Origin of the sequence: Thiorhodovibrio frisius (genome assembly GCF_033954835.1) — a bacterium.
GTDB lineage: Bacteria > Pseudomonadota > Gammaproteobacteria > Chromatiales > Chromatiaceae > Thiorhodovibrio > Thiorhodovibrio frisius.
Genome location: NZ_CP121471.1, coordinates 1,017,798 through 1,040,470 on the forward strand (window position 1 = coordinate 1,017,798; position 22,673 = coordinate 1,040,470).

Annotated in this window: 22 protein-coding genes; 14 read left to right on the forward strand and 8 right to left on the reverse strand. The window is 60.8% G+C overall.

What is annotated here, in order from left to right:
• Nucleotides 1-13: 13 nt before the first annotated feature.
• From dnaX to minE, 7 genes are all read left to right on the forward strand, one after another.
• Entirely contained in the window at nucleotides 14-1,831 is a 1,818-nt protein-coding gene (dnaX, locus tag Thiofri_RS04935) for a DNA polymerase III subunit gamma/tau (protein WP_009150604.1), read from the forward strand.
• Nucleotides 1,832-1,914: 83 nt separating this feature from the next.
• Entirely contained in the window at nucleotides 1,915-2,238 is a 324-nt protein-coding gene (locus tag Thiofri_RS04940) for a YbaB/EbfC family nucleoid-associated protein (RefSeq protein ID WP_009150605.1), read from the forward strand.
• A 51-nt stretch (nucleotides 2,239-2,289) separates the two neighbouring features.
• Nucleotides 2,290-2,931, forward strand: a complete 642-nt coding sequence (gene recR / locus Thiofri_RS04945) for a recombination mediator RecR (protein ID WP_009150606.1) — start codon at nucleotides 2,290-2,292, stop codon at nucleotides 2,929-2,931.
• 68 nt (nucleotides 2,932-2,999) lie between these two features.
• Nucleotides 3,000-3,344 carry a histidine triad nucleotide-binding protein gene (locus tag Thiofri_RS04950; protein ID WP_009150607.1) on the forward strand — a complete coding sequence of 115 codons (345 nt, stop codon included), beginning with the start codon at nucleotides 3,000-3,002 and terminating at the stop codon, nucleotides 3,342-3,344.
• A 20-nt stretch (nucleotides 3,345-3,364) separates the two neighbouring features.
• Complete coding sequence (gene minC / locus Thiofri_RS04955; protein WP_009150608.1) at nucleotides 3,365-4,216, forward strand: septum site-determining protein MinC; 852 nt, start codon at nucleotides 3,365-3,367, stop codon at nucleotides 4,214-4,216.
• Nucleotides 4,217-4,356: 140 nt separating this feature from the next.
• Nucleotides 4,357-5,166, forward strand: coding sequence for a septum site-determining protein MinD (gene minD / locus Thiofri_RS04960; RefSeq protein WP_009150609.1), 810 nt, complete (start codon nucleotides 4,357-4,359; stop codon nucleotides 5,164-5,166).
• Between the two features lie 3 nt (nucleotides 5,167-5,169).
• Entirely contained in the window at nucleotides 5,170-5,436 is a 267-nt protein-coding gene (gene minE, locus Thiofri_RS04965) for a cell division topological specificity factor MinE (RefSeq protein WP_009150610.1), read from the forward strand.
• On the opposite strand, the gene dapE is transcribed toward minE, so the two are convergent.
• The 3 genes from dapE to dapC all read right to left on the reverse strand — a co-directional run bounded on the left by dapE (nucleotide 5,433) and on the right by dapC (nucleotide 8,825).
• Nucleotides 5,433-6,584: a succinyl-diaminopimelate desuccinylase gene (gene dapE / locus Thiofri_RS04970; protein WP_009150611.1), complete on the reverse strand. Its 1,152-nt coding sequence runs from the start codon at nucleotides 6,582-6,584 to the stop codon at nucleotides 5,433-5,435. The two genes, minE and dapE, sit on opposite strands and share 4 nt — an antisense overlap.
• A gap of 11 nt (nucleotides 6,585-6,595) precedes the next feature.
• Nucleotides 6,596-7,417 (reverse strand): 2,3,4,5-tetrahydropyridine-2,6-dicarboxylate N-succinyltransferase, encoded by an 822-nt coding sequence (gene dapD, locus Thiofri_RS04975; protein ID WP_009150612.1) that lies wholly within the window; start codon nucleotides 7,415-7,417, stop codon nucleotides 6,596-6,598.
• A gap of 208 nt (nucleotides 7,418-7,625) precedes the next feature.
• Nucleotides 7,626-8,825 (reverse strand): succinyldiaminopimelate transaminase, encoded by a 1,200-nt coding sequence (gene dapC, locus Thiofri_RS04980; RefSeq protein ID WP_009150613.1) that lies wholly within the window; start codon nucleotides 8,823-8,825, stop codon nucleotides 7,626-7,628.
• A gap of 120 nt (nucleotides 8,826-8,945) precedes the next feature.
• Between dapC and Thiofri_RS04985 the strand changes: the two genes are divergently transcribed.
• Both Thiofri_RS04985 and gltX read left to right on the forward strand, forming a co-directional pair.
• A complete protein-coding gene (locus Thiofri_RS04985; RefSeq protein WP_009150614.1) occupies nucleotides 8,946-9,314 on the forward strand; it encodes a VOC family protein in 369 nt (122 codons plus the stop codon).
• A 142-nt stretch (nucleotides 9,315-9,456) separates the two neighbouring features.
• Nucleotides 9,457-10,875 (forward strand): glutamate--tRNA ligase, encoded by a 1,419-nt coding sequence (gltX, locus tag Thiofri_RS04990; RefSeq protein WP_009150615.1) that lies wholly within the window; start codon nucleotides 9,457-9,459, stop codon nucleotides 10,873-10,875.
• Between the two features lie 42 nt (nucleotides 10,876-10,917).
• On the opposite strand, the gene Thiofri_RS04995 is transcribed toward gltX, so the two are convergent.
• Both Thiofri_RS04995 and Thiofri_RS05000 read right to left on the reverse strand, forming a co-directional pair.
• On the reverse strand, nucleotides 10,918-11,667 hold the full coding sequence (locus tag Thiofri_RS04995) for a sulfotransferase family 2 domain-containing protein (protein WP_009150616.1): 750 nt from the start codon (nucleotides 11,665-11,667) through the stop codon (nucleotides 10,918-10,920).
• A 133-nt stretch (nucleotides 11,668-11,800) separates the two neighbouring features.
• Entirely contained in the window at nucleotides 11,801-12,631 is an 831-nt protein-coding gene (locus tag Thiofri_RS05000) for a DUF2189 domain-containing protein (protein ID WP_009150617.1), read from the reverse strand.
• Nucleotides 12,632-13,073: 442 nt separating this feature from the next.
• Between Thiofri_RS05000 and Thiofri_RS05005 the strand changes: the two genes are divergently transcribed.
• A complete protein-coding gene (locus Thiofri_RS05005; protein WP_009150618.1) occupies nucleotides 13,074-14,156 on the forward strand; it encodes an ATP-grasp domain-containing protein in 1,083 nt (360 codons plus the stop codon).
• Between the two features lie 129 nt (nucleotides 14,157-14,285).
• Complete coding sequence (locus tag Thiofri_RS05010) at nucleotides 14,286-15,218, forward strand: isoaspartyl peptidase/L-asparaginase family protein (RefSeq protein WP_009150619.1); 933 nt, start codon at nucleotides 14,286-14,288, stop codon at nucleotides 15,216-15,218.
• A 56-nt stretch (nucleotides 15,219-15,274) separates the two neighbouring features.
• Here Thiofri_RS05010 and Thiofri_RS05015 read toward each other — a convergent pair whose 3' ends face one another.
• Both Thiofri_RS05015 and Thiofri_RS05020 read right to left on the reverse strand, forming a co-directional pair.
• Nucleotides 15,275-16,069 carry a class I SAM-dependent methyltransferase gene (locus Thiofri_RS05015; RefSeq protein WP_009150620.1) on the reverse strand — a complete coding sequence of 265 codons (795 nt, stop codon included), beginning with the start codon at nucleotides 16,067-16,069 and terminating at the stop codon, nucleotides 15,275-15,277.
• A complete protein-coding gene (locus Thiofri_RS05020) occupies nucleotides 16,056-17,258 on the reverse strand; it encodes a DUF3419 family protein (RefSeq protein WP_040857479.1) in 1,203 nt (400 codons plus the stop codon). Before Thiofri_RS05020 ends, Thiofri_RS05015 begins: the two co-directional genes overlap by 14 nt.
• A gap of 447 nt (nucleotides 17,259-17,705) precedes the next feature.
• On the opposite strand from Thiofri_RS05020, the gene Thiofri_RS05025 reads away from it, so the two are divergent.
• From Thiofri_RS05025 to lysM, 3 genes are read left to right on the forward strand one after another with little or no spacing between them, the layout of a single operon-like run.
• Entirely contained in the window at nucleotides 17,706-19,862 is a 2,157-nt protein-coding gene (locus tag Thiofri_RS05025) for a protein-disulfide reductase DsbD family protein (protein WP_143741996.1), read from the forward strand.
• Between the two features lie 35 nt (nucleotides 19,863-19,897).
• On the forward strand, nucleotides 19,898-20,518 hold the full coding sequence (locus tag Thiofri_RS05030) for a redoxin domain-containing protein (protein WP_009150623.1): 621 nt from the start codon (nucleotides 19,898-19,900) through the stop codon (nucleotides 20,516-20,518).
• A gap of 34 nt (nucleotides 20,519-20,552) precedes the next feature.
• Nucleotides 20,553-20,990 (forward strand): peptidoglycan-binding protein LysM, encoded by a 438-nt coding sequence (lysM, locus tag Thiofri_RS05035; RefSeq protein ID WP_009150624.1) that lies wholly within the window; start codon nucleotides 20,553-20,555, stop codon nucleotides 20,988-20,990.
• A gap of 61 nt (nucleotides 20,991-21,051) precedes the next feature.
• Here the strand turns inward: lysM and pap are convergent, their stop codons facing one another.
• Entirely contained in the window at nucleotides 21,052-22,620 is a 1,569-nt protein-coding gene (gene pap, locus Thiofri_RS05040; RefSeq protein WP_009150625.1) for a polyphosphate:AMP phosphotransferase, read from the reverse strand.
• Nucleotides 22,621-22,673 lie beyond the last annotated feature (53 nt).

Here is a 22,673-nt window from a genome sequence, read left to right on the forward strand (position 1 = left end):
CTGTTTCATTTGCATGTTGTCAAGCGATTCCGACCCGGCCAAGCATGCCACCACGGGCTATCAGGTGCTGGCGCGCAAATGGCGCCCGCAGACCTTCGCCGACCTAGTCGGGCAGGAGCATGTTGTTCAGGCACTGACCAATGCGCTTGATCGTGGGCAGTTGCATCATGCGTATCTGTTCACTGGCACCCGCGGGGTTGGCAAGACCACGCTGGCGCGCATTCTGGCCAAGTCGCTCAATTGCGATCAGGGCGTGAGCGCCTCGCCCTGTGGCACCTGCAGCAGTTGTCGGGAGATTCACGAGGGGCGTTTTATCGATCTGCAGGAGATCGACGCGGCGTCGCGGACCAAGGTCGAGCAGACTCGGGAATTGCTCGAAAATGTCCCCTTCGCGCCCGTGCGCGGTCGTTACAAAGTGTACCTTATTGATGAGGTGCACATGTTTTCAGGCCATAGCTTCAATGCGCTGCTCAAAACCCTTGAGGAGCCGCCGCCGCATGTGAAGTTTGTTCTGGCGACGACCGATCCGCAAAAGCTCCCGGCCACGGTTTTATCGCGCTGTCTCCAGTTCAATCTCAAGCATTTGCTGCCGGAGCAGATCGGGGCGCGGTTTCTGCAAGTCCTTGAAACCGAGGGGATCGAATTCGAACAACCGGCGCTGGCGCTGCTGGCGCGCGCGGCTGAGGGCAGCATGCGCGACGGCCTGAGCCTGCTCGATCAAGGCATTGCCTTTGGTGGCGGGCAATTGCGGCTGGCCGATGTGCGTTCCATGCTCGGGGCGCTTGATCAGGATCTGACCCTGGCGCTACTCGAGGCGCTTTGTGATTGCGATGCCCCCCGACTGCTTGCGGAAATCGGCCGGGTTTCCGAGTTGACACCGGATTTTGCCGGCGTGCTCAAGGCCGTGATCGGATTGCTTCATCGTCTGGCGCTGGCGCAGCAGGTGCCGGCCACCCTTGACAGCGCCGACCCCGACTATGAGCGCCTTCACGCCCTGGCTGAGCGTGTCGCGCCGGAAGATCTGCAGCTTTACTATCAAGTGGCGGTCATGGGCCAACAGGACTTGCCGTTGGCACCTGATGCCCGCACCGGGCTTGAAATGGTGTTTCTGCGCGCGCTTGCCTTCCGTCCGGATAGCACGTCAGCACCGCGCGCCGGCACCCGTGGGGGAGGAGCCGGACCCGCGCCTGGACCCTCCGGCGCTCAATCCGGCACCCAAACTGGAATCCAGTCCGGAAATCACGCCAGCCAGGGAAGCAAGGCCGCAGAAGCGCTCCCTCGGGCGAGCAAGGTGGCTGAACCCTCTTATCCCGAGTCAGCGACAACGCAACCAACCGCGCCAGCGCAACCGACCGAGTCCAGGCGCCCGGTGGCGCGGGCGAGTGCTCGCGAACCTGAGGTAGTGCAGCCGGCGATAACACCAGGCGTGGTGCCGCCTCTGAATGGCGACCGGGACTGGCATGCGCTGGTCGAGCATCTGCCGGTGAACGGGCTCGGTCGTCAGTTGGCCTCGCACTGCGCCTTCAACTCCTGGGCCGGCGGTGAACTGCACCTGCATCTTGAGCCCGACTGCGAGCACCTGATCAAGGCTGACGCAGCGGAGCAGCGGCTCGCGCAAACCCTGCAAGAGGTGCTTGGCCAGCCGGTGCGGCTGCGGATCGAGGCGCGACGCTCGGCGAACGACACCCCGGCACGGGCGCGGGCGCGCGAAGAACAACGGCTTCAGCGCGAGGCCGAAGTGCTGGTGCGCGAGGATCCCATTGCCTTGGGACTGGTGTCGCGACTCAATGCAGAATGGGTACCGGGGAGTTTTCGCGCTACCGGCGCCTGATCGGCCCCCAATCGGAATAGCCAAGGGGCAGCGGATACCGGCAGGGATCAAGAATTCCATCGAAAAACGACAGAGGATCATGCATGAAAGGCGGAATCGGGAATATGCTCAAGCAGGCGCAGAAAATGCAGCAGGAGCTGCAAGAATCGCAGGAGCGCTTGGCACTGGAGGAGGTGACGGGTGAGTCGGGCGGAGGCATGGTGAAAATCACCATGACCGGCAAGTATGAGGTGCGCAAGGTGGAACTCGACCCATCGTTGCTCAGCGACGACAAGGAGATGCTTGAGGATCTGATTGCCGCCGCCACCAACGATGCCGTGCACCGTGTCGCTGAAAAACAAAAGGAAAGCATGGCAAACCTGACCGCAGGCCTGCCGCTGCCGCCGGGAATGAAGCTGCCGTTCTAGCCATGAGTTCCGGGGCAGGGCGGGGATTGCCAAGGCCCGTTGCAAGACCTGATGCCACCACCGGATGTTGTGCTGCCTGAGTGTGTGACCAGTGCCGTGTCAGAATCCAGTCTGCTGCCCGAATTGATCGACGCCCTGCGCTGCCTGCCCGGAGTCGGGCCTAAGTCAGCCCAGCGCATGGCGTTTTATTTGCTTGAGCGGGATCGCGACGCCGGTCGGCATTTGGCCAGCATGATGGCAGCCGCCATGGATCGGATCGGGCGTTGCCAGTCCTGCCGCACTCTGACCGAAGCGCAGCTGTGTGGTATTTGTGCGAATCCAAAGCGCGATCAAAGCCTGGTCTGCGTGGTAGAAGGTCCGTCGGACGTTGCGGCAATCGAGCAGGCAACGGAGTTTAGCGGCGGCTATTTTGTGCTTGGCGGACGTCTGTCGCCGCTCGACGGCATCGGCCCGGAAGAACTTGAGCTTGGGCTCTTGCAGCAAAGGCTTGCCGCAGGCGGCGTGCGCGAGCTTATTTTGGCGATCAGCCCCACCATTGAGGGGAGTGCCACTTCGCACTATATCGCCGAGATGGCCGCCGCTGTGAAGGTGCCTGTCACGCGCATCGCCCACGGCGTGCCTCTGGGCGGGGAGCTTGAGTATGTCGATGGTGGCACCCTGGCCCATGCCTTCTGCGGTCGCCAGCCGGTTTGAGTTTTCCTTCCGTGCATCGCTCCGAGATGGCAGAATGCGAAACAGCATTATCAGGAGGCCGAGAAGTTATGTCAGAGACTGTGTTCGGTAAAATCGCGCGCGGGGAGATGGACGCCGACATCCTTTATCAGGATGACGAGGTTGTCGCCTTTCGCGATCTGAATCCTCAGGCTCCGGTGCATATTCTGATTATCCCGCGCAAGCCTATTGCCACACTGAACGACGTCTCCGCCGAGGATGCCGCTCTGATCGGGCGTTTGTTTCAGGTCGCATCCATGTTGGCCGCGCGCGAAGGCGTGGCCGAGCAGGGCTATCGCACCGTCATCAACTGCAACGCCCAGGGCGGGCAGACGGTTTATCATCTGCATGTGCACCTGCTTGGCGGTCGTGCGTTGCAGTGGCCGCCGGGTTAGTGGTAGGCGGAGAATTGACTGTGGAGACAGAATCCGAACAGAATGGCTCGCAAAACGTCCTGGAGATCAAGGCCGCGTCTTTTACGCTCCCTGTGATTCGGGTGTTGCGGGTGGATATGAACGAGATTGCCGATGAGATCACTGCCAAGGTCGAGCAGGCACCTGATTTTTTTCGGCATGCTCCAGTGGTCATTGATCTGACTGGGCTCGATGATCCCGCCGCCGAGATCAATTTTCCACAGCTCGTCGGGATGTTGCGTGGCTATGGTATGCTGCCCATCGGGTTACGCGGTGGCAGTCCGGAGCAGCAGAGTGCGGCTCGAGCGATGGAGTTGGTGTTGATGAGCGACGGCGGCCACCGACGCATGCATCAGATCCCCGTTAACGACGAGTCGAACGCGCAGGCACACAAGCAGGCGGAAAACCGACAGGCCGGCGAAAATGCCGCGCATGAGAATCCAGATCAAGACGAAGCAGCCCAGACTGAATCAAGCCAGTCCGAATCAAGAACCGGCGACACAGCAGTCGAAGGTGTTGGTATCGAGTTTGGCTCCACGCTGATCAACCGCCCCGTGCGATCTGGGCAAAAGGTCTATGCCGCCGGCGGCGATTTAACGGTCACCGCTGCGGTCAACTCGGGGGCCGAGTTGATGGCCGATGGCAATATCCACATCTACGGCCCGCTGCGCGGTCGGGTATTTGCCGGGATCAAGGGTGATACCCGGGCGCGGATATTCTGTCAGGATTTACAGGCGGAACTGGTGGCGGTGGCAGGTCATTACCGCGTGAGCGAGAATATTCCGGCCAACCTCAAGAATGCCAGAGTGCAGATTTATCTCGATCAGGACACTCTGCGGATCGAGCCTTTTTGACCGGGCTATGCCCTTTTTTGGCTGCTGTTTGCTGTTGCTAGTGCAGTCTGTTTTTCGGCAAGATATCGGTCTGTTTATTACCTGAAGGCAGCGGGGCAATATGTGTTGGCAGCCGAATGTGTTAGCAGGAGGATCAATCCTTGGCTAGAGTTATCGTAATCACCTCGGGCAAAGGTGGTGTCGGCAAAACGACGACGGCAGCAGCTATGGCCATGGGCCTTGCGCAAAAGGGCCACCGGACCGCAGTGATCGATTTCGACGTCGGCTTGCGCAACCTGGATTTAGTGCTCGGCTGCGAGCGTCGTGTGGTCTATGATTTCGTCAACGTGATCAACGGCGAGGCCAGGCTGAACCAGGCCCTGATCCGCGACAAGCGTTGCGACAAGCTTTCGATACTGCCGGCCTCCCAGACGCGGGACAAGGACGCGCTCAGCATCGAGGGGGTGGGGCGAGTGCTCGACGACCTGGCCCAAGAGCACGACTATATTATTTGCGATTCCCCCGCTGGGATTGAGCACGGCGCTCTGATGGCCATGTACTACGCCGACGATGCCGTGGTGGTGACTAACCCCGAGGTGTCCTCGGTGCGGGATTCTGACCGCATGCTTGGCATCCTCTCGAGTAAGTCCCGGCGTGCCGAACAAAATCTTGATCGGATCAACGAGCACTTGCTGCTTACGCGCTATAGCCCCGAACGGGTTGAGCGCGGCGAGATGCTCAGCGTGGCTGATGTGCAGGAAATCCTGTCACTCAAAATGCTCGGCGTCATTCCGGAGTCCCAGGCGGTCCTGAACGCTTCCAACTCGGGCATTCCGGTTATTCTCGATACCAACTCCAATGCTGGCCAGGCTTATCAGGATATGGTCTTGCGCTATCTTGGTCAGGAGGTTCCCCTGCGTTTTATGTCCGCCGATAAGCCTGGATTTTTCGGGCGTTTGTTCGGAGGCTAATTTATGGGCTTACTCGACTATTTCCGCTCTACAGGTCAGGCCAAGGGGTCAGCCTCGGTCGCGAAAGAGCGCTTGCAGATTCTGGTTGCGCATGATAGACGCACGCGTGACCGGCCGTCCTACCTGCCCAGGCTTGAGCGCGAGATTCTTGAGGTGATACGGAAATACGTCGATGTCGATATGAACGCGGTCTCGGTGAGTTACGATCAGGACGATTCTCAAGAAGTGCTGGAACTCAACATCGTGCTGCCGGATCACGCGTCGCGCTAGGCAGCGACTGAAGGTGACGGCTGGGCCAGCAGTCGCACGAGAATGCCGGCATAAATGGCCGCGAGCGGCTCCAGATCAGCCACAGGCACGCATTCGTTGATCTTGTGAATGGTCGCGTTCAGCGGGCCAAGTTCCACCACCTGAGCACCACTCGGCGCGATGAAGCGCCCATCCGAGGTGCCGCCGCTGGTTGAGAGTCGGGTGTCGATGCCTGTCACCTCTTTGATTGCAGCGGCTGTCGCCTCCGTCAGCGCGCCAGCCGGGGTCAGGAAAGGCTCGCCCGACAAGCGCCAGTCAATCTGGTTTTCAAGGCCGGTTTTCTCCAGTAAGTCGGTAAAGCGCTGTTGAATCTGCTCCGGCGTTAATTCGGTTGAAAAGCGCCAGTTGCACAAGAGTTCCAGGTCGCCCGGAATGACATTCTCGGCACCCGTACCAGCGTGGATGTTGGAAATCTGAAAGCTGGTTGGCGGGAAGTAGGCATTGCCCCTGTCCCAGACCTCCGCGCACAGTGGGCCAAGCACCTCGCCCAGGCGATGGATGGGGTTTCGCGCTAACTCCGGGTAAGCCACATGGCCCTGACGGCCGCTCAGCCTCACCCGTGCATTCAGGCTACCGCGACGCCCATTGCGGACTTGATCTCCGAGCTTATCCTGGCTTGAAGGCTCGCCAACCAGGCAGTAGTCAATGTGCTCGCTGCGGGCTTGTAATGTCTCCATCACCCGGCAGGTGCCATCAACAGCGGATCCTTCCTCGTCACTGGTGATCAGCAAGGCGATGGAGCCTGCGGGTTTCGGACATTTCGCCAAGAACTGCTCGCAGGCCACCACCATGGCCGCCAGGGAGCTTTTCATATCCGCCGCGCCGCGACCATAGAGCAGACCGTCACGCACTGCGGGTGCGAAAGGGTCGCTGTGCCATTGATCGAGCGGGCCGGTCGGTACCACATCCGTATGCCCGGCCAGGCATACCAGCGGCGTCTGGTCGCCAAAACGCGCCCAGAGATTGGTGACTTCGCCAAACCGGAGCGTCTCGAGGTGAAAGCCAAGACGTGACAGCCGCTCGCCCAAGAGCGACTGACAGTCAGCGTCATCTGGCGTCAGTGATGGCCGGGCGATGAGTGCCTGGGCCAGTTCCAATACAGGTGACATCAGCGCGTGGCTCAGATGTCGCGCAGCAGTTCGTTGATGCCTACCTTGCTGCGGGTTTTCTCATCCACCTGCTTGATAATGACCGCGCAGTAGAGACTGTGGGTGCCATCCTTCGCCGGCAAATTGCCCGGCACGACAACTGATCCGGCTGGTACATGGCCGAACAGGGTTTCACCGGTTAAGCGATTATAAATCTTAGTGCTTTGGCCGATGTAAACGCCCATGGAAATGACTGCGCCCGCGCCGACAATGACCCCCTCGACGACCTCTGAACGCGCGCCGATAAAGCAGTTGTCCTCGATAATGGTGGGCGCCGCCTGCACAGGCTCCAGCACCCCGCCGATGCCAACACCGCCGGACAGGTGGACATTCTTGCCAATCTGCGCACAAGAACCCACAGTGGCCCATGTATCCACCATGGTGCCAGAATCAACATAAGCGCCGATGTTTACATAACTCGGCATCAGCACGCAGCTTGGCGCAATGTATGAACCCCGGCGCGCAGTTGCCGGCGGGACGACACGCACGCCACCCTCGCGGAACTCGCGGGAGTTGCTGTCCTGATACTTCGAGGGCACCTTGTCATAGTAATTGGTGAAGCCGCCCTTGATAAAAGTATTGTCCTCGATGCGAAAGGACAGCAGCACGGCTTTCTTCACCCAGTCGTTCACCTGCCATTGGCCGTCGCGTTTTTCCGCGACTCGTAACTCGCCGCAGTCGAGACGCTCGATGGTGTCCTGCACGGCATCCCGCACCAGGGTTTCCACATTGCGCGGGGTAATCTCGGCGCGGCGCTCAAAGGCCTGGTCAATAATCTGTTGCTGCTCGTTCAAGGTCGGGCTCCGGAAGGTGAAATGGCTTAAATTGACCTTGCATTATACCCGAGGTGCCCCGCACCGGGAGGGTGGCGCCGGTTTGCGACAGCGGCGCCTGGAGCCCTCGGGCTTGCTGCGCGGCTAGAAAATCAGACGCAAGTTTGCAGGTTCGGCGAATCTGTCGATGGTATCCCGTACGCCGTCTGCTGCTCGCGGCCTTGTGAGTCTAAGATGCGCAATGGCAACGGATGCGCTCAGCAGCTTGGATGCAATCCGCAAGCTCAGGCACCAAGGCAATGCGCACATAGCCGCAGCCGGGGTCTGCACCCTTGGCGCTGGGGCGCGACAGGAAGCGGCCAGGCAATAGGGTCAGATGCTGGCTGGCGAAGAGGTCGCGCACGAAGCTGGTCTCGTCCTTCTCTGGGGTGCGTGCCCAGAGATAAAAACCGCCCTCGGGCTGGCGGCAGTCGAGCACGCCTTCAAGAATCTCCAGCACTGCTTTAAATTTCTCGCGATAAAGCGCGCGGTTCTCGCGCACATGGGTCTCATCCTGCCAGGCGGCTAGGCTGGCATGCTGGTGCGCAATGGGCATGGCGCAGCCGTGGTAGGTGCGGTAGGCAAAGAATTGTGCAATGAGCTGCGCATCGCCGGCGACAAAGCCGGAACGCAGTCCGGGCGCATTGGAGCGCTTGGACAGGCTGTGAAAGACCAGGCAGCGACGATAATCGTTCAGGCCCATGGCGGCGGCCGCCTGGAGCAGGCCGACGGGCGGGTTGGACTCGTCCGGGTAGAGTTCGGAGTAGCATTCATCGGCGGCAATGATGAAATCATGCCGCTGGGCCAGTGCAATCAGCCGTTGCAGGCTGGCCTGATCCATCACCGCGCCGCTCGGGTTGCCGGGTGAGCACAAATACAGTAGTTGGCAGCGCTGCCAGGTCGCATCACTGACTCGATCAAAATCGGGCAAAAAGCCATTGCTGGCGGTGCAGGGCAGATAATGTGGCTCGGCGCGCGCGAGCAGGGCGGCGCCTTCGTAAATCTGATAGAAGGGATTGGGTATCATCACCAGCGGCTGCCTGGCCGGGTCGATTAACGCCTGTGCCACCGCGAACAGCGCCTCGCGGGTGCCATTAACTGGCAGGATCTGTGTCTCGGGATCAATGCCGTCCGGGCCAAGATCAAAGCGCCAACTCAGCCAGTCGGCGATGGCCGCGCGCAAACCAGGCAGGCCGCGAGTGCTGGGGTAGGTCGCCAGATGATGCAGGTGGGCGATGAGCGCATCGCGGATGATGGTCGGCGTGGGATGCTTGGGCTCGCCAATAGAGAGCATAATTGGCTTGAGGTTGGCCGGCGGTGTCACGCCCTGCTTGAGCGCAGCGAGCCGTTCAAACGGGTAGGGCTGGAGTTGGTGTAGTGCGGGGTTCATGCGGGAAGTGTAGGCTGACGGGGCAATGGCGGCAAATGACAAGATTAACCAGGGCAAGACTGCGCGATTTGATGTCCTATCTTCATCAAGGACGCGTCTTGGATAAGACGAGTGACTCCGATGATTTTAAACATTCACCATGTCAGCCTGATCGTCGCTGACACCGAGTGCGCGCTGGCGTTTTATCATGATCTGCTCGGCTTGCCGCTCGAGCCAAGCCGCCCCGATCTCGGGTTTCCCGGTGCCTGGCTGCGGCTGGGGCCGGCGCAGATTCATTTACTGGAACTGCCGAATCCAGACCCTGTGAGCGGGCGCCCCGAGCATGGCGGGCGCGATCGGCATCTGGCCTTGCTGGTGGCTGATCTGGACGCGCTGGCCGAGCGGTTGCAGGGCGCTGGCGTGGGCTTTACTCGCAGCAAATCCGGTCGGCGGGCGATTTTCTGTCGCGACCCCGACGGGAATGCGCTGGAGTTGATCGAAGAGGCTTGAGCCTGGTCTCGGCTTGATCCTGATCCAAAAAACCGCGCGACCAGCATGCGCGAACCCAGGCGCCGGCCTCTGCTAGAATGCCGCCCGCGTCTTGATCCCAAAAACGCGCGTTCATTGCCCAGCTCGAGGTTACTGCTATCCCATGACCACCGTTCGCACCCGTTTCGCCCCCTCGCCAACCGGCTTTCTGCATGTCGGCGGTGCCCGTACTGCCTTGTTTTCCTATCTCTTCGCGCGCAAGCACGGCGGGCAGTTCATTCTGCGCATCGAGGATACCGATCTTGAGCGCTCCACGCCTGAGTCGGTTAATGCCATTCTTGAGGGCATGACCTGGCTGGGGCTGGATTATGACGAAGGGCCTTTTTACCAGACCCAGCGCTTTGATCGGTACCATGCCGTCATCGACGAACTGCTCGACAAAGGGCTGGCCTATCGCTGTAGCTGCCCCAAGGAGCGGCTGGAGAAGCTGCGCGAGCGTCAGATGGCGGCCAAGGTCAAGCCGCGCTATGACGGGCATTGTCGTGGTAAGAACATCGACCCGAACGAGCCCCATGTGGTGCGTTTTTCCAATCCGGTCGAGGGGCTGGTGGTGGTCGATGACCGCGTGCGCGGGAAAGTGCCTTTCAACAATAACGAACTCGATGACCTCATCATCCGCCGCAGCGACGGTTCGCCCACCTACAATCTCACCGTGGTGGTCGACGATGCCGAGATGAATATTACCGATGTGATCCGTGGCGATGATCATCTCGGCAATACTGCGCGCCAGATCAATATCCTGCGTGCCTGGGGCAAGGAGCCGCCGCGCTATGCCCATCTGCCGATGATTCTTGGCGAGGATGGTAGCCGGCTTTCAAAACGCCATGGCGCGGTCAGTGTGATTGCCTTCCGCGATCAGGGCTATTTGCCTGAGGCATTGCTGAACTATCTGGTGCGCTTGGGCTGGTCGCATGGCGATCAGGAAATTTTCTCCATCGACGAGATGATCGCGCTTTTTGATCTCGGGTCCGTCAACAAGGCGGCGTCTTCGTTCGATTATGACAAGCTTGCCTGGGTTAATCAGCACTATCTCCAGCATGGAGATGCCAAGCGCATCGCTCATCTGCTGAGCCCCCATCTCGGCCATTTGGGCATTGACCCGAGCACCGGGCCTGAGTTGGCGGCGGTGGTCGAGGCGCAGGCTCCGCGTGCCAAGACGCTGAGAGAACTGGCTGAAATTAGCACCTTCATCTATCAGGATTTTGACGACTACGATGCCGCTGCGGCCAAGAAGCATTTGCGCCCAGTGGCGCGGGAGCCGCTTGAGCGTATGCGCGCGGCCCTAGAGATGCTGGCACTAGAGGACTGGCAGCCTGAGATGTTGCATCATCAGGTCGATCAGGTCGCTGCTGAGTTGGACCTGGCGATGGGCAAGGTGGCTCAGCCGCTGCGGGTGGCTGTGGTTGGGCGCGCTGCTTCGCCCGGCATCGATGTGACCCTGCATTTGGTCGGCAAGGAGACCGTGTTGCGTCGCATCGACCGCGCGCTTGATTTTATCCATGCGCGCGAGGCTCAAGCCTGACGGCGGCCTTTGCCGCGCGCGTCGCTCAGGGGTTGCCCGGATTCAGCGGCTCTCAAGGCTCGCTGGGCTGCGCGGGTTTTTCGGCGGCGGGGTGAAAAGTGCCCGGGTCTCAGCGGATGGACGCGGGCTGATTTGTGGGTCGAAATGGTAGCCGAACCAGGAAATATCCCGCGCAAAATAGCGGGCGATCCATTCTGCCGTTTCGTCCGTGTAGTAGTGGCGATAATCGCGCTTGCGCTCTGGTGCGCGCCGATGGTGCGGCAAGGGGCGGGGCCTCAGCCCAAGATGGCGGCAGATGTGCTGAAAGTCGTCATCGAGCTGTTCATAACGGCCGATAAAGTCCACGCAAGGCCGGCCATCCAGATCGACCAGATAATTGCTCTGGCGCTCGATGGAGGTATCGATGTGATACTGATAAGGCCGCGCGGGATCGAGTTTCCAGCGTAAAAAATCGCTGAAATTGTCATGGCCGCCCAGATAATGCGGACGCTCGCGGCGGATGTGATGATAGGAGCTGACTTGCAGATCCCAAGGGTTGCGAACAAAGGCGAACTTAAACAGCCCATCGAACACCTCGCGCGGTAGCAACTCCTTGGCGGCGATGATCCGGGCATGACGTGGCAGCTTGAGCGCCAGGCGATGGCCGCTCAGATGACTGAAGCGCGCGCATAGAAACATCGGCCAATACCAGGGGTCGCGCCAGCGTTGGCGGCTCAGCGCCGCGCGCAGGCTGGTGCCACCAGTCTTGGCAATATGAACGAACAAAAAACCATGGCCGGGCGAGAGCAGCATGGCGCTATTCTAGCCTGAATTTGGCCCGAATCTGATCGGGAACTGGCCAACCTCTGGTCGGAATCTGGCCTGAGCGGACGCAGTGCGGCCTCGCCGGATGGTTTCTTTGCGTGATGCGCTCTTGGTGAGGGGCTCAGACTGGATCGGATTCCCGTGGCACTAGGTCTCGGTATGCGTGCCAGGTGGCATGCCCGAGCAGCGGCATGGCGATGGCGAGCCCGACGTAAAAGGTCACAAAGCCCAAGCCGATGACCATCACAATGATGGTTGCCCACAAACCCATCGGCAGCCAGTTGGTGGTGACCGCCTTCACGCTGGTGCGAATGGCGGTGAGACCGTCGATTTTCCGATCCACCAGCATGGGCACCGAAATGGCACTGATGGCATAGGCCAGTCCTGCCAGTACAAAGCCGACCAATACGCTCGCAAAGACAAAAGCATTATTCTCGCCGGACAAGAAGACCACGCTGAAGAAGCTCTCCAGTGGCGGTTGCAGATTGGTATAAAGCATCGCAAAAAGCACGAAATTCGCCAGCATCCAGAACTGCATAATGAGAATTAGCCCGGCGGTAATAATGCTGAGCTGCCCCTGGTTACGCTTCCATGCCTCGAGCGCGTTGCAAAACTGCAAAGGTTCTCCGCGTTCGAGATGCGCGCTGATCTGATAGAGCCCCAGCCCGACCACAGGTGCGAGCAGATAAAAGCCAGCGGCAAGAAAAGGCACGATAAACACATAGCCCTCAGACACCAGCGCCCAAGTCATTAGCGCGCTGATCAGCACCACGACCGCTCCATAGGTCAGGCTGTAGCGACGCGCCTGCTGGATGTCCTGCCAGCCTTTTCTGAGCCATTCCCAGGGTTGGGCAGGCGTGATGCGGTTGACGCGGATGCCGTCGTCCGGGGTTGCGCTTGGCACTGCGACCCGATCAATGCTTGGGGCCTGATCGATAGTTGGATTTTCCATGCTGAACTCCTCTTTTGATGGTCAGGGCTTGATGGGTCAGCCCTTGCGGCGCTGCGGGCGTAATGGCGACCACCCGTCGCAGGCTTGGTTCTTGTAATCGTTGCATCAGCGGATGACGGGCCTGGTCGACCTGACCGGGCGCGGGTTTTGAACACCAGCCGCCAGGAAAAGACCAAGTAAATTTGTCATCCACTGCCATGGATAGTCGCGAAAAAATCCCCGAATTTCAAGCAGGATTCGATCAGTGGTGGTCCAAGATCCAGCATCGCTTTGGCTGCGCCGACATGGTGCGCTGATTGTTGCCTTTCGCACCAATCGAGAGCCATGCACCCTGTCTTTGTCCCAACTTGGAGGCGGTCATGTCTGGCCGTGCTAAGCCCATCTGGTACTGGCGTGATTTGTGCACTGATGCCTGACAGGACAGGTAGCAGGAGCACCGGCGATGGGACGCAGAATTCTTAACCACGACATCATGAACTGCACCGCCGACGGAGTGCTGGGAAATCATCTTTATTCGGGGCGAGCGGTGGGCATCAGCAATACTGACGATATCCTGATGCTGCATCCGCAATTGCAACACGACTGGGATGCCCTCTGCGCCCATTATCAGCGGATCGGGCTCGACCACAGCCGACAGGTGGTCTGGGATGTTGATCGCGGGCGCCTGAGCGACTTTGCAGACCATCAGCCATCCCTGTTCTTTTTCGGCCCCGAGGAGCACCAGGTGCGTCCCGATCCGGCCTGGCATGACGCAGTGGTCAGCATGAATTGCAAGAATGCCTTCATGACCCATGCCGAGCGACTGGGGGTGCCGGTGCCCCTGACCCGGTGTTTCGCCGATGTGGGGGCTATCGGAGAGCATGCCATTGCCGAGACCCAGTTTCCCTGCTACCTGAAGGCGTCGGTGTCGGTCTCGGGCGTGGGCATTTTTCGCTGCACAGATGCGGACGCACTGCGCCGAGCCTGTAGCGAACTCGCCCCCGGCACAGCGGTGCAAATCCAGCAGGAAGTGCGGGCCGAGACCTTTCTAAACCTGCAATACCAAAGCGATAACGGTCGCGCCGAGCGCCTGGCGGCAACCGAGCAAGTGCTCGACGGCTATGTGCATCAGGGCAACCGCCACCCGGCGGCGCATGCGCCCTGGGAATTGGTCGACCCGCTGGCCGACTGGCTGGGCGAGGTCGGCATGCGCGGTGTCTTTGCCTTTGATCTGGCCGTTATTGAGGAGCCAGATGGCAATGAGTATCTGGCCATTGAGTGCAATCCGCGCTTCAATGGGGCTTCTTATCCCACACTCATCGCGCAGAAGCTCGGCATTTCCGATTGGCTGGCGCTGGCCTTCGGCACCCGGCACCGGCGCCTGGCCGATCTGGACCTCAGTGGCCTGGAGTATAATCCCGCCACGGGCACCGGCGTGGTGCTGGTCAATTGGGGGCCAATTCAGGTGGGCAAATTCCTTGCGCTGCTGGCCGGTAAGCGCGACCGGCAGCAAGCCCTGGCTGTTGAGTTGCAGGGGCGGCTTTAATCTCAGCGCCATTCTAAAGAAATAGAAATCGACCTTGCCGAGATCATCGGTCGCGCGTCGCGGCCGATCCGGATATCTTCTGCTGTTTTATGCTTGCGGCGCTTCGCCGCGCGCCTCAAGGCTCCTTAAATGACCTCTAGTTCCAGCTTCTCCCTGATGATCCACGGCGGCGCCGGTGCGCTCGATAATGTGCGCGACCAGGCGACCGCAGTGCGCTACCTCGAAAGCATTCGGGTGATTCTGGAATTTGGCCGCGAGATCCTTGCGCGCGGTGGCACTGCGGTGGAGGCGGTGGAGCGCTGTGCCTCAGAGCTGGAAGACAATCCGCTGTTCAACGCCGGCTGCGGTTCGGTGTTAAACGAGGATGGCCAGGTCGAGATGGACGCCGGCATTATGGACGGACGCGACCTGGCCGCCGGTGCCGTGGCTGGAGTGAGTCGCATCGCCAACCCGGTGCAACTTGCGCGCCTGATCATGGACGGCAGCGAGCATGTGTTGCTCTCTGGCGCCGGGGCGCTGCGCTATGCCGAGTATTGCGGCGTGCCCTTGGCGAACGACGACTATTTCCGCACCCCGGAGCGGGTCGCCCAGCTTGCCCAGGCACGGGAGCACCGCTCCATCATGCTCGACCATGATGACTCGGGCGAGTCGCAGAAATACGGCACCATTGGTGCGGTGGCGCGCGATCAGGAGGGCAATCTGGCCGCAGCTACGTCAACCGGCGGCATCGTCAACAAACGGCTCGGACGCATTGGCGATTCCTGCATCATCGGCGCCGGGGTCTATGCCGACAATGCCAATGGTGCCGTTTCAACCACCGGTTATGGCGAAGACTTTATCCGCACTGCGCTGGCAAAAATGGTGGCGGATTTGATCGAATACCGTGGCCTGGACGCCAAGGGCGCGGTGGAGTTCGCGCTGGAACATTTCCGCCGCAAGGTCGGTGGTCGCGGCGGACTGATCTGCATCGACCACCAGGGCCGCTGCGCCAGTGCCATGACCACTAAAAAGATGATCCATGGCTGGATTGAACAGGGCGGCGAGAGCCACTGTCGTTTTTAAGTGGATCAGACGCGACACTTGGACCGTTGCTGGGGCTGTCTGTCGCCATGGTCGCCCTAGAGCTTGCGTCCAACAAACCGATAATAAGGCACTGCCAGTCCGGGCAGATAGGGCACGGGCGCGCGCGCCTCGGTCAGTTGGTGTTCGGGAAAATGCTCGCGCAGTGCGGCGAGCTGGACAGGGTTGAGATGCACGCCATCGTGCGCGAACCACCTGGGCCAGAAGGCGCGGGCCAGGGCGTTGTGACGGATCTGATCGGCCGGCGGGTGGGCCGCTGAGACATAAAAATCCACGACGCCAAAGATACCGCCAGGTTTCAGCATGGCGATTGCATTGGCCAGCGCCGCGCGCCAGTCCGGGATCATGGTCAGGGAATAGGCGCAGTAGATGGCATCGGCCGGTTGCTCGGGCTGCCAGGAGGTCGCATCGGCCTCAATGATGTGCACATGCTCGCGCTCGGCGAATTTGCGCCGCGCCTGCTCCAGCAGCGCCGGGCAGAGGTCGACCAGGGTCACCTGACCAAAGTCATCGATGCGCGGGCCAAAGAACTCCAGATTGCGCCCGGTGCCGCCGCCGAGTTCGATCAGATGGGCGCCGGGCAGGGCATTCCCCAGCGCAGCTTGAATTTCCCCGATCAGCGCTTCGCGCCCATGCAGCAGGCGGTCGCGAAAGGCGTCGTAGTCGCCAGCCTGAGGCCCGTAGAAGGCTTCGAGCCGCGCGCGCTGATCGCCGTCCTTCGGCTGGCCGCGCAACAAATGCAACAGCACGCGCAGGTCCGCGCCCAGTCCTCGGCGTTTCGCCTGGGTGTCGGCGGCTGGCAACCTCGGGCTCGGAATATCAGGTGCGGACATCGGCAATGTGGAACCCGGCGTAGGTATGTACCCGATCATGGGCCTGGAGTTCGGCTGCAAGTTCGGGGTGGAATTGCAGGCGCTCGGGCAGCCGCTCACGTTCCGGGCCTATCTCCAGGGATTCCAGATATTTGGGTGCGGCATGGGCGCTGCGAAAAATGATACGCGCGTCCTGGCGGGCGCGGGCCAAAATCCACTCCCATTCGTCGGCTAGGGCCTCTGGCTCATAGGAACTCATCCAGTCCATGTGATCGAGCAGCACGAATTTGGAAATGGCGGTCTGCTGCTGCTTGAGAAAATCCACCACTGTCGAGCTGTGCAGCGCGATGCAATCGGCCGCACCGGCCTTGAGTCGGGCGAAGTTGTCCGCTTTCAGATACTCGGGGCAGCAGTGCTCGGTGTAGCGACCGTAGATGTAGAGCGTCCAGAAGTAGTTGTTCCAGACTGGCAGTTGGCGGAAGACATAGCCGATGGCCTCGCGCACAAAGCCGGCTACGCCACTGCTGTGCTGCTGCTGCACCTCCTTGCGCTGCGGATGGGGGACGCCTAGCATGCTCATGGTGAACTGGCGCGACAGGGTCCAGTTCAGGCTCTTGGTCCAGATCAGTGGGTCGACGCGGGTGTCGTAGATGTGGCGCTGTTCCTCCAGCGAGCGGGTGGCGAAGAGGTCCTTGATGCTGGTAGCCAGGCGCGGGCGGATTTTCAGGTACGCGCGGAAGGCGCGCGCCACCGTGCCGGAGAGGCCATGAAAATAGAAACTCCCGCGTGGGTGGCCGAACCAGCGGATGCGTTTGTCCCAGAAGGCGCGGGCAAAGTCGCTCAGCTCGGCGCGCAGCTCCTGCTGGTACAGGGACTGCATCCGCGGGTGATAACCATGGCCGAAGGCGGCAAAAAAGTCCTCGAACTCCAGCGCCCGGATGCCGGCAAGCTTTAGCTCCAGCAGGGCATTTTGGCGCGGGTTGGCATCGACCGCATGAATGCGCTCCGGGCCAACCAGGGCATAGTCCAGCACATTGCAGCCGGCGCTGGTGATGACCAGCATGTGATCGCTGGGGTTGATGGCCAGTGCCTGACGGTCGATGGCCGGGTCTTCCCAGCAGGTGTTGTACACCAGCGCGCGGGAGTAAATGGCGTCGAAAACCCTCTGGTCGAGGTGATCGCCAAGGGTCGCGGGGGTTTTTGGAGGCATTTGGATACTCTGGGCCGCAAGGCGGCAGCAATTGAGCGCTGAGGGCGAGAGCAAACCGACGTAGCCTACAGTTTTTTTATGACGGTTTTGTGGCGCTTGGGGGTTTTCTTTATCGGGTATCATTAGTCGTTAAAAAGATTGAAAATTCGGCAGCTTGTATGTGTGTTGGGGCTTTGTCGCCTTGCGGCTTTCGTATTGTCCCCCATGATATGGATTCAACCCGTCACAAAACCCGACATAAGCCTGCGGAGCTGTCATTAATCCGGTGTTTGGAACTCCTAAACTATTTTCCTGGGGCGGCATGACCTTGCCCGAAAGCATGGTCGGGCAGGGGGGCTGATGTCCTTGCTGAACTCCAAGGCGTGCAACAGCCTCCGCTCAGGTCGGGGACCGGGTGCCTGGCTCGGCCTGCTCTGGTTGCTTATGCTTGCTGGGCTGGCGCCGGTAATGGCTTCCACGACTGCGCCAGTGGATGCACCGCTGCCAATCCAGCTCGAGGCCGAGGTTGTCACCGAGCATCTCACCGCCCGTCTGCTGCCGGAGCGATCCTGGGTTGCTCCCGGCGATCAGATCGATCTGCTGCTGGTGTTCGACCTGCAACCGGGCTGGCACACTTACTGGCGCAATCCGGGGGATTCCGGCGAACCACCCCGCCTGAGCTGGACCCTGCCTAAGGGCGTGAGGGCAGGTCCTATCCAATGGCCTCATCCCAGCCGTATTCCGGTCGGACCGCTGGCAAACTATGGTTATTCCGGTCAAGCCTTGCATCTAATCGAACTGGCCGTTGCGCCCGACTGGCCGGCTGGTCGTGACATTCCAATCCAGCTTGAAGCCCACTGGCTGGTATGCAAAGAGCAGTGCATCCCAGAGTCCGGTCGCTTTGCGCTGACCCTGGCAAGCTTGCCGGCCGGCGCTGAAGCGCCCGGCCCAGCTGCTGATTCAGCGACCACCGCGCTGTTTGAGCAAGCGCGAGCCGGCTTGCCTGACGTCTTTGTTTCCGATGCGCTGATCGAGCGCACCGGGGCACCGCTGCGTCTGCGCCTGCATCGGGAAGGTCTGCCGGAGGGGATTGAAAGCCTTGCGTTTTTCGCTGACGAATGGGGACTGATCGAGCATGCGGCCGAGCAGCCATGGCAGTTGCAAGGCGATTGGCTGGAGCTGGAACTTACCCCGGGTGCCACGCCCGCAAGCGTCGCACCCTCGGGCGTGCTGGTGGCGACCACGGCTGCTGGCGTGTCTTCCTGGGAGCTTTCTGCCAGTGAGCAAGACCTGCCGCTTTTGTCCGATGCGCATGCGCCGGCGCTGGGTTTGCCGCTGGCGCTGCTGTTCGCGCTGCTCGGTGGTCTGGTGCTGAACCTCATGCCCTGCGTCTTTCCGGTGCTGGCGATTAAGCTGCTTGGCTTGGCCGAGCAGCGCGAGCTCAGCCTGGCCGCGCGCGCCTGGCATGCCCTGCTTTACAGCGCTGGCGTGCTGCTGTTCTTCGCGCTGCTTGGTGTCGCTCTGCTGGCACTGCGCGCTGGTGGCGCAGCGGTCGGCTGGGGCTTTCAGCTGCAATCGCCGATCTTTGTGGCGCTGATGGCGGTGCTCTTTCTGGTGCTAGGGCTTGGTCTGTTCGGCGCCTTCACGCTCGGCACCAATCTGATGGGGCTGGGCAGCGGCGGGCGTCTGCTGGCGGAGTGTGCCCCGGGTCAGGTGCGTCTGGATCGCGCCGCGCTGGCGGCTTTTGGCACCGGCGCGCTGGCGGCTCTGGTCGCCGCCCCCTGTACCGCTCCCTTCATGGGCGCCGCGCTCGGCTATGCTCTGACCCAGCCCTGGTTTGGCGCCCTGGCGGTGATCCTGATGCTCGGCCTCGGCATGGCGCTGCCCTTTGCGGTGCTCAGCTTGTTTCCGGCCTGGGCACGACGTCTGCCGCGACCGGGCGTGTGGATGGAGCGGCTGAAGCAACTGCTCGCCTTTCCGCTGTTTGCCACCACCGCCTGGCTGCTGTGGGTGCTGGCTCAACAGACTGGCCCGGCTGGCCTCGCGCTGGTACTGACCGCGATGCTGGCGCTGGTGTTCGGGCTCTGGCTGCTGGAGACGGCGCGCCAGGACGGACATCGCTGGTCGCGCGGATGGCAATTCAGTCTGCGCCTGCTGGCCTTTGCCAGTCTGTTGGCGGCTCTTGGGCTGACCACTCAGCTCGGCCCGCTGGCAAGCCCCAAGGCGAGCGTCGAGCAAGCAGATGGGACTGTAGAGAACACCCATCGACTATCCGCCGTGCCTTATTCAGCCGCCGCGCTTGAAGCTGCGCTGAATCAGGGCCGGCCAGTCTTCATCAACATGACCGCCGCCTGGTGCATTACCTGTCTGGTCAACGAACGGGTCGCGCTTGGCACCGAGCAGGTCGCACGCGCCTTCGCCGAGCAAGATGTGCTCTATTTGAAAGGCGACTGGACCAACCATGATTCGACCATCTCGGCCTATCTCAATGCCTTTGGCCGCGACGGCGTGCCGCTCTACGTTTATTATGCGCCGGGTGCCAAAGCTGTGGTGCTTCCCCAGTTGCTGACCCCCGGGTTGGTTGTGGCGGCAATCAACCAGAGATCCGCAACTGGGGCGCAATAAGCCCTAAGCCCAATACAATCATAAGGAGGAGACTCATGACGCATCTTGGTAAACAGCGTTCGATCACTGCCACGTTGGCTCTCGTGGCCGGACTGTTCGGGATGAATCTTGCGGCTGCGCCCGAGGTTGGCGCGCCAGCGCCTGCTTTCGCGGTGGCCGACATTCAGGGCGAGATCTGGACACTCGATCACCTGCAAGGGAAACCGGCCATTCTCGAATGGACAAACCACGATTGTCCCTACGTGCATAAGCACTACGACAGCGGGAACATGCAACGCCTGCAACGCAAGGCCGCTGAGCAGGGTCTGCCCTGGCTCTCGGTCATCTCATCGGCACCCGGCAAGCAGGGGCATGTCAGCCCAAAGCAGGCCGATGAACTCACCGCCTCGCGTGAGGCGGCGCCCACCGCCGTGCTGCTTGATGAGAGCGGCGACATGGGCCGTGCTTATGGTGCGAGCACCACGCCGCACATCTTCATCATCAATGCCGAAGGCACGCTGATCTACATGGGCGGTATTGATGACAAGGGAACCACCGACGTGGCCGACATCGAAGGGGCGACCAACTATGTCGACCTGGCGCTTGCCGAACTCGCGGATGGCAAACCGCTGTCGACGGCTGTGACCCGGCCTTACGGCTGCTCGGTGAAATACTGATCAGTCACCAAGATTGAAACCACAGGAGAAACCTATGGATCTGTTTGGATTTGCCAAAGACGTTGGTCGGCGGGTGTTCGGCAAGGAGTCCGAAGCTGACCAGAAAATTCGTGAAATGCTGGAAGCCGACAATCCGGGTATCCAGGATCTGGATGTGAAGGTCGAGAATGGTCGAGTCGCCATCTCCGGCAAAGCAGCAGATGCTGCGGCGATGGAAAAGGCGGTGCTGATGGTCGGTAATGTGCAGGGCATCGAGGCGGTTGACGCCAGCGCGGTTGCGGCTCCCAAGTCAGTGGAAGAGGTCGAGTTCTACCTGATCGAATCTGGCGACACCCTGTCGAAGGTGGCCCAGCGGTTCTATGGCGATGCCAATGCCTATCCGAAGATCTTCGAGGCCAATCGCGAGGTGATCAAGGACCCGGATCTCATTTTTGTCGGGCAGAAAATCCGGATTCCGCGTCAGACAGCCTAAGCGAGCCTGGAGCCGGCCTGATGCCGCCGGCTCCGGCATATCCGTCACATTCGGCGGGGGCTCAGTCGCGCGCTTCCGGCTTGGCACGGCGCTCGGGATGATCGCCACAGCGCTTGACGCTGCGCACGGAAGCCCCAACGTCCTCCGCCAGTGCCGCGCGCAGTTGCTCGCAAATCGTGGACAACACGCGGATGCGGGCAAAGGGCTTGTCGTCGCCCTCCACCAGGGTCCAGGGCGCGTACTCAGTGCTGGTGCGCGCTACCATCTCGTTGACCGCCGCCTTGTACTGGGGTGCCTTCTCGCGATTGCGCCAATCCTCGTCAGTGATCTTATACTGCTTGTAAGGCGTCTTCTCGCGGTCGCGGAACCGCTCGAGCTGCTCATCGTCGCTGACCTGTAGCCAAAACTTAAGCAAGATGGCGCCCTGCTCGACTAATTGCTCCTCAAAGTCGTTGATCTCGCTGTAGGCGCGGCGCCATTCGGCCTCGCTGGCAAAGCCCTCGACTCGCTCAACCAGCACCCGACCATACCAGGAGCGATCATAAATAATCATATAGCCCGCGCGCGGGATATGTCGCCAGAAGCGCCACAGATAATGATGCGCTTTTTCCTCGTCCGACGGTGCCGCAACCGGAATCGCCCGATACAGCCTGGCATCCACCGCGCTGGTAATGCGGCGAATCGCGCCGCCCTTGCCGCCGGCGTCCATCCCCTCAAACACCAGCACGGTGGTGCGTTGCTTTTTATAGGCCGTCCAGGTCAGCTCGTTAATCTCCGCTTGCAAGCGTTTGAGCTCAGACTTGTAGAGATCGCGCTCAAGCTTCTGCGTCAGATCGAGCTGATCGAGCAGGGTAATCTGCGCCGGCGCGCTGTCGGGTAGGTCGAGCGGATCGGCCGTCGGAGGCGGCTCCATTGGCAAGGGTTGGGAAATGCGCGCGCGAATCGCCTGTAACAGCGTCTTGCCGACGGTCAGATCGCGATAGCGGCTGTCAGTCGCCTCGACCAGATACCAAGGCGCGATGCCGCGATCCGTCTGGCGGATCACGCGCTCGGCAACATGTTCAAAAAGCTCATACTGCTCCGAGAACTTGGACTTTTCCGGCAGCATCTTCCAGCGGCTGCGATCATCGCGCGAGAGTTCCTTTAGCCGCTGCTTCTGGTCTTTCTCGTTCAGATGGAACCAGAACTTCACCACCAGCGCGCCGTCTTGCGTCAGCATGCGCTCAAAGTCAACAATGCGCGTGAGTTCCGCATCTAGGGCTGCATCGTCGCACAAGCCGCGAAAGCGATGCTCGATAGGCGTCAGATACCAACCGCCAAACAGTAAGGCGATTTCTCCGCGCGGCGGCAGATTGCGCCAGAAGCGCCAGTAACGCGGCCGCTCGCGCTCCTCGTCGCTCAGATCCCAGTAGGCAAAGGTTTGCAGGCCACGGGTATCCAGCCACTCATTTAAGCGATTAACCACCTCGCCCTTGCCGGCCGCTTCCACCCCAGCGACGACCACAATGACAGGAATATGGGTTTCGCGCAGTTGCCTCTGCACCTCCAGCAACTGGGTGCGCAGCTCGTCACGCTGCTCCTTAAACTCGCTCTTGCTAACCGAGCGACCGACTTTGGTGGCCTCGAACATGATATCTCGTCCCCATAAAACGCAGAATCTGACAGCATATTCCATGCAGAGCG

Excerpts from the sequence above, each read along its gene's own strand:
- dnaX (WP_009150604.1), top strand. The coding sequence starts at position 14 with ATGTTGTCAAGCGATTCCGACCCGGCCAAGCATGCCACCACGGGCTAT.
- Thiofri_RS04940 (WP_009150605.1), top strand. The coding sequence starts at position 1,915 with ATGAAAGGCGGAATCGGGAATATGCTCAAGCAGGCGCAGAAAATGCAG.
- recR (WP_009150606.1), top strand. The coding sequence starts at position 2,290 with ATGCCACCACCGGATGTTGTGCTGCCTGAGTGTGTGACCAGTGCCGTG.
- Thiofri_RS04950 (WP_009150607.1), top strand. The coding sequence starts at position 3,000 with ATGTCAGAGACTGTGTTCGGTAAAATCGCGCGCGGGGAGATGGACGCC.
- minE (WP_009150610.1), top strand. The coding sequence starts at position 5,170 with ATGGGCTTACTCGACTATTTCCGCTCTACAGGTCAGGCCAAGGGGTCA.
- dapE (WP_009150611.1), bottom strand. The coding sequence starts at position 6,584 with ATGTCACCTGTATTGGAACTGGCCCAGGCACTCATCGCCCGGCCATCA.
- dapC (WP_009150613.1), bottom strand. The coding sequence starts at position 8,825 with ATGAACCCCGCACTACACCAACTCCAGCCCTACCCGTTTGAACGGCTC.
- Thiofri_RS04985 (WP_009150614.1), top strand. The coding sequence starts at position 8,946 with ATGATTTTAAACATTCACCATGTCAGCCTGATCGTCGCTGACACCGAG.
- gltX (WP_009150615.1), top strand. The coding sequence starts at position 9,457 with ATGACCACCGTTCGCACCCGTTTCGCCCCCTCGCCAACCGGCTTTCTG.
- Thiofri_RS04995 (WP_009150616.1), bottom strand. The coding sequence starts at position 11,667 with ATGCTGCTCTCGCCCGGCCATGGTTTTTTGTTCGTTCATATTGCCAAG.
- Thiofri_RS05000 (WP_009150617.1), bottom strand. The coding sequence starts at position 12,631 with ATGGAAAATCCAACTATCGATCAGGCCCCAAGCATTGATCGGGTCGCA.
- Thiofri_RS05005 (WP_009150618.1), top strand. The coding sequence starts at position 13,074 with ATGGGACGCAGAATTCTTAACCACGACATCATGAACTGCACCGCCGAC.
- Thiofri_RS05010 (WP_009150619.1), top strand. The coding sequence starts at position 14,286 with ATGACCTCTAGTTCCAGCTTCTCCCTGATGATCCACGGCGGCGCCGGT.
- Thiofri_RS05015 (WP_009150620.1), bottom strand. The coding sequence starts at position 16,069 with ATGTCCGCACCTGATATTCCGAGCCCGAGGTTGCCAGCCGCCGACACC.
- Thiofri_RS05020 (WP_040857479.1), bottom strand. The coding sequence starts at position 17,258 with ATGCCTCCAAAAACCCCCGCGACCCTTGGCGATCACCTCGACCAGAGG.
- Thiofri_RS05025 (WP_143741996.1), top strand. The coding sequence starts at position 17,706 with ATGGCTTCCACGACTGCGCCAGTGGATGCACCGCTGCCAATCCAGCTC.
- Thiofri_RS05030 (WP_009150623.1), top strand. The coding sequence starts at position 19,898 with ATGACGCATCTTGGTAAACAGCGTTCGATCACTGCCACGTTGGCTCTC.
- lysM (WP_009150624.1), top strand. The coding sequence starts at position 20,553 with ATGGATCTGTTTGGATTTGCCAAAGACGTTGGTCGGCGGGTGTTCGGC.
- pap (WP_009150625.1), bottom strand. The coding sequence starts at position 22,620 with ATGTTCGAGGCCACCAAAGTCGGTCGCTCGGTTAGCAAGAGCGAGTTT.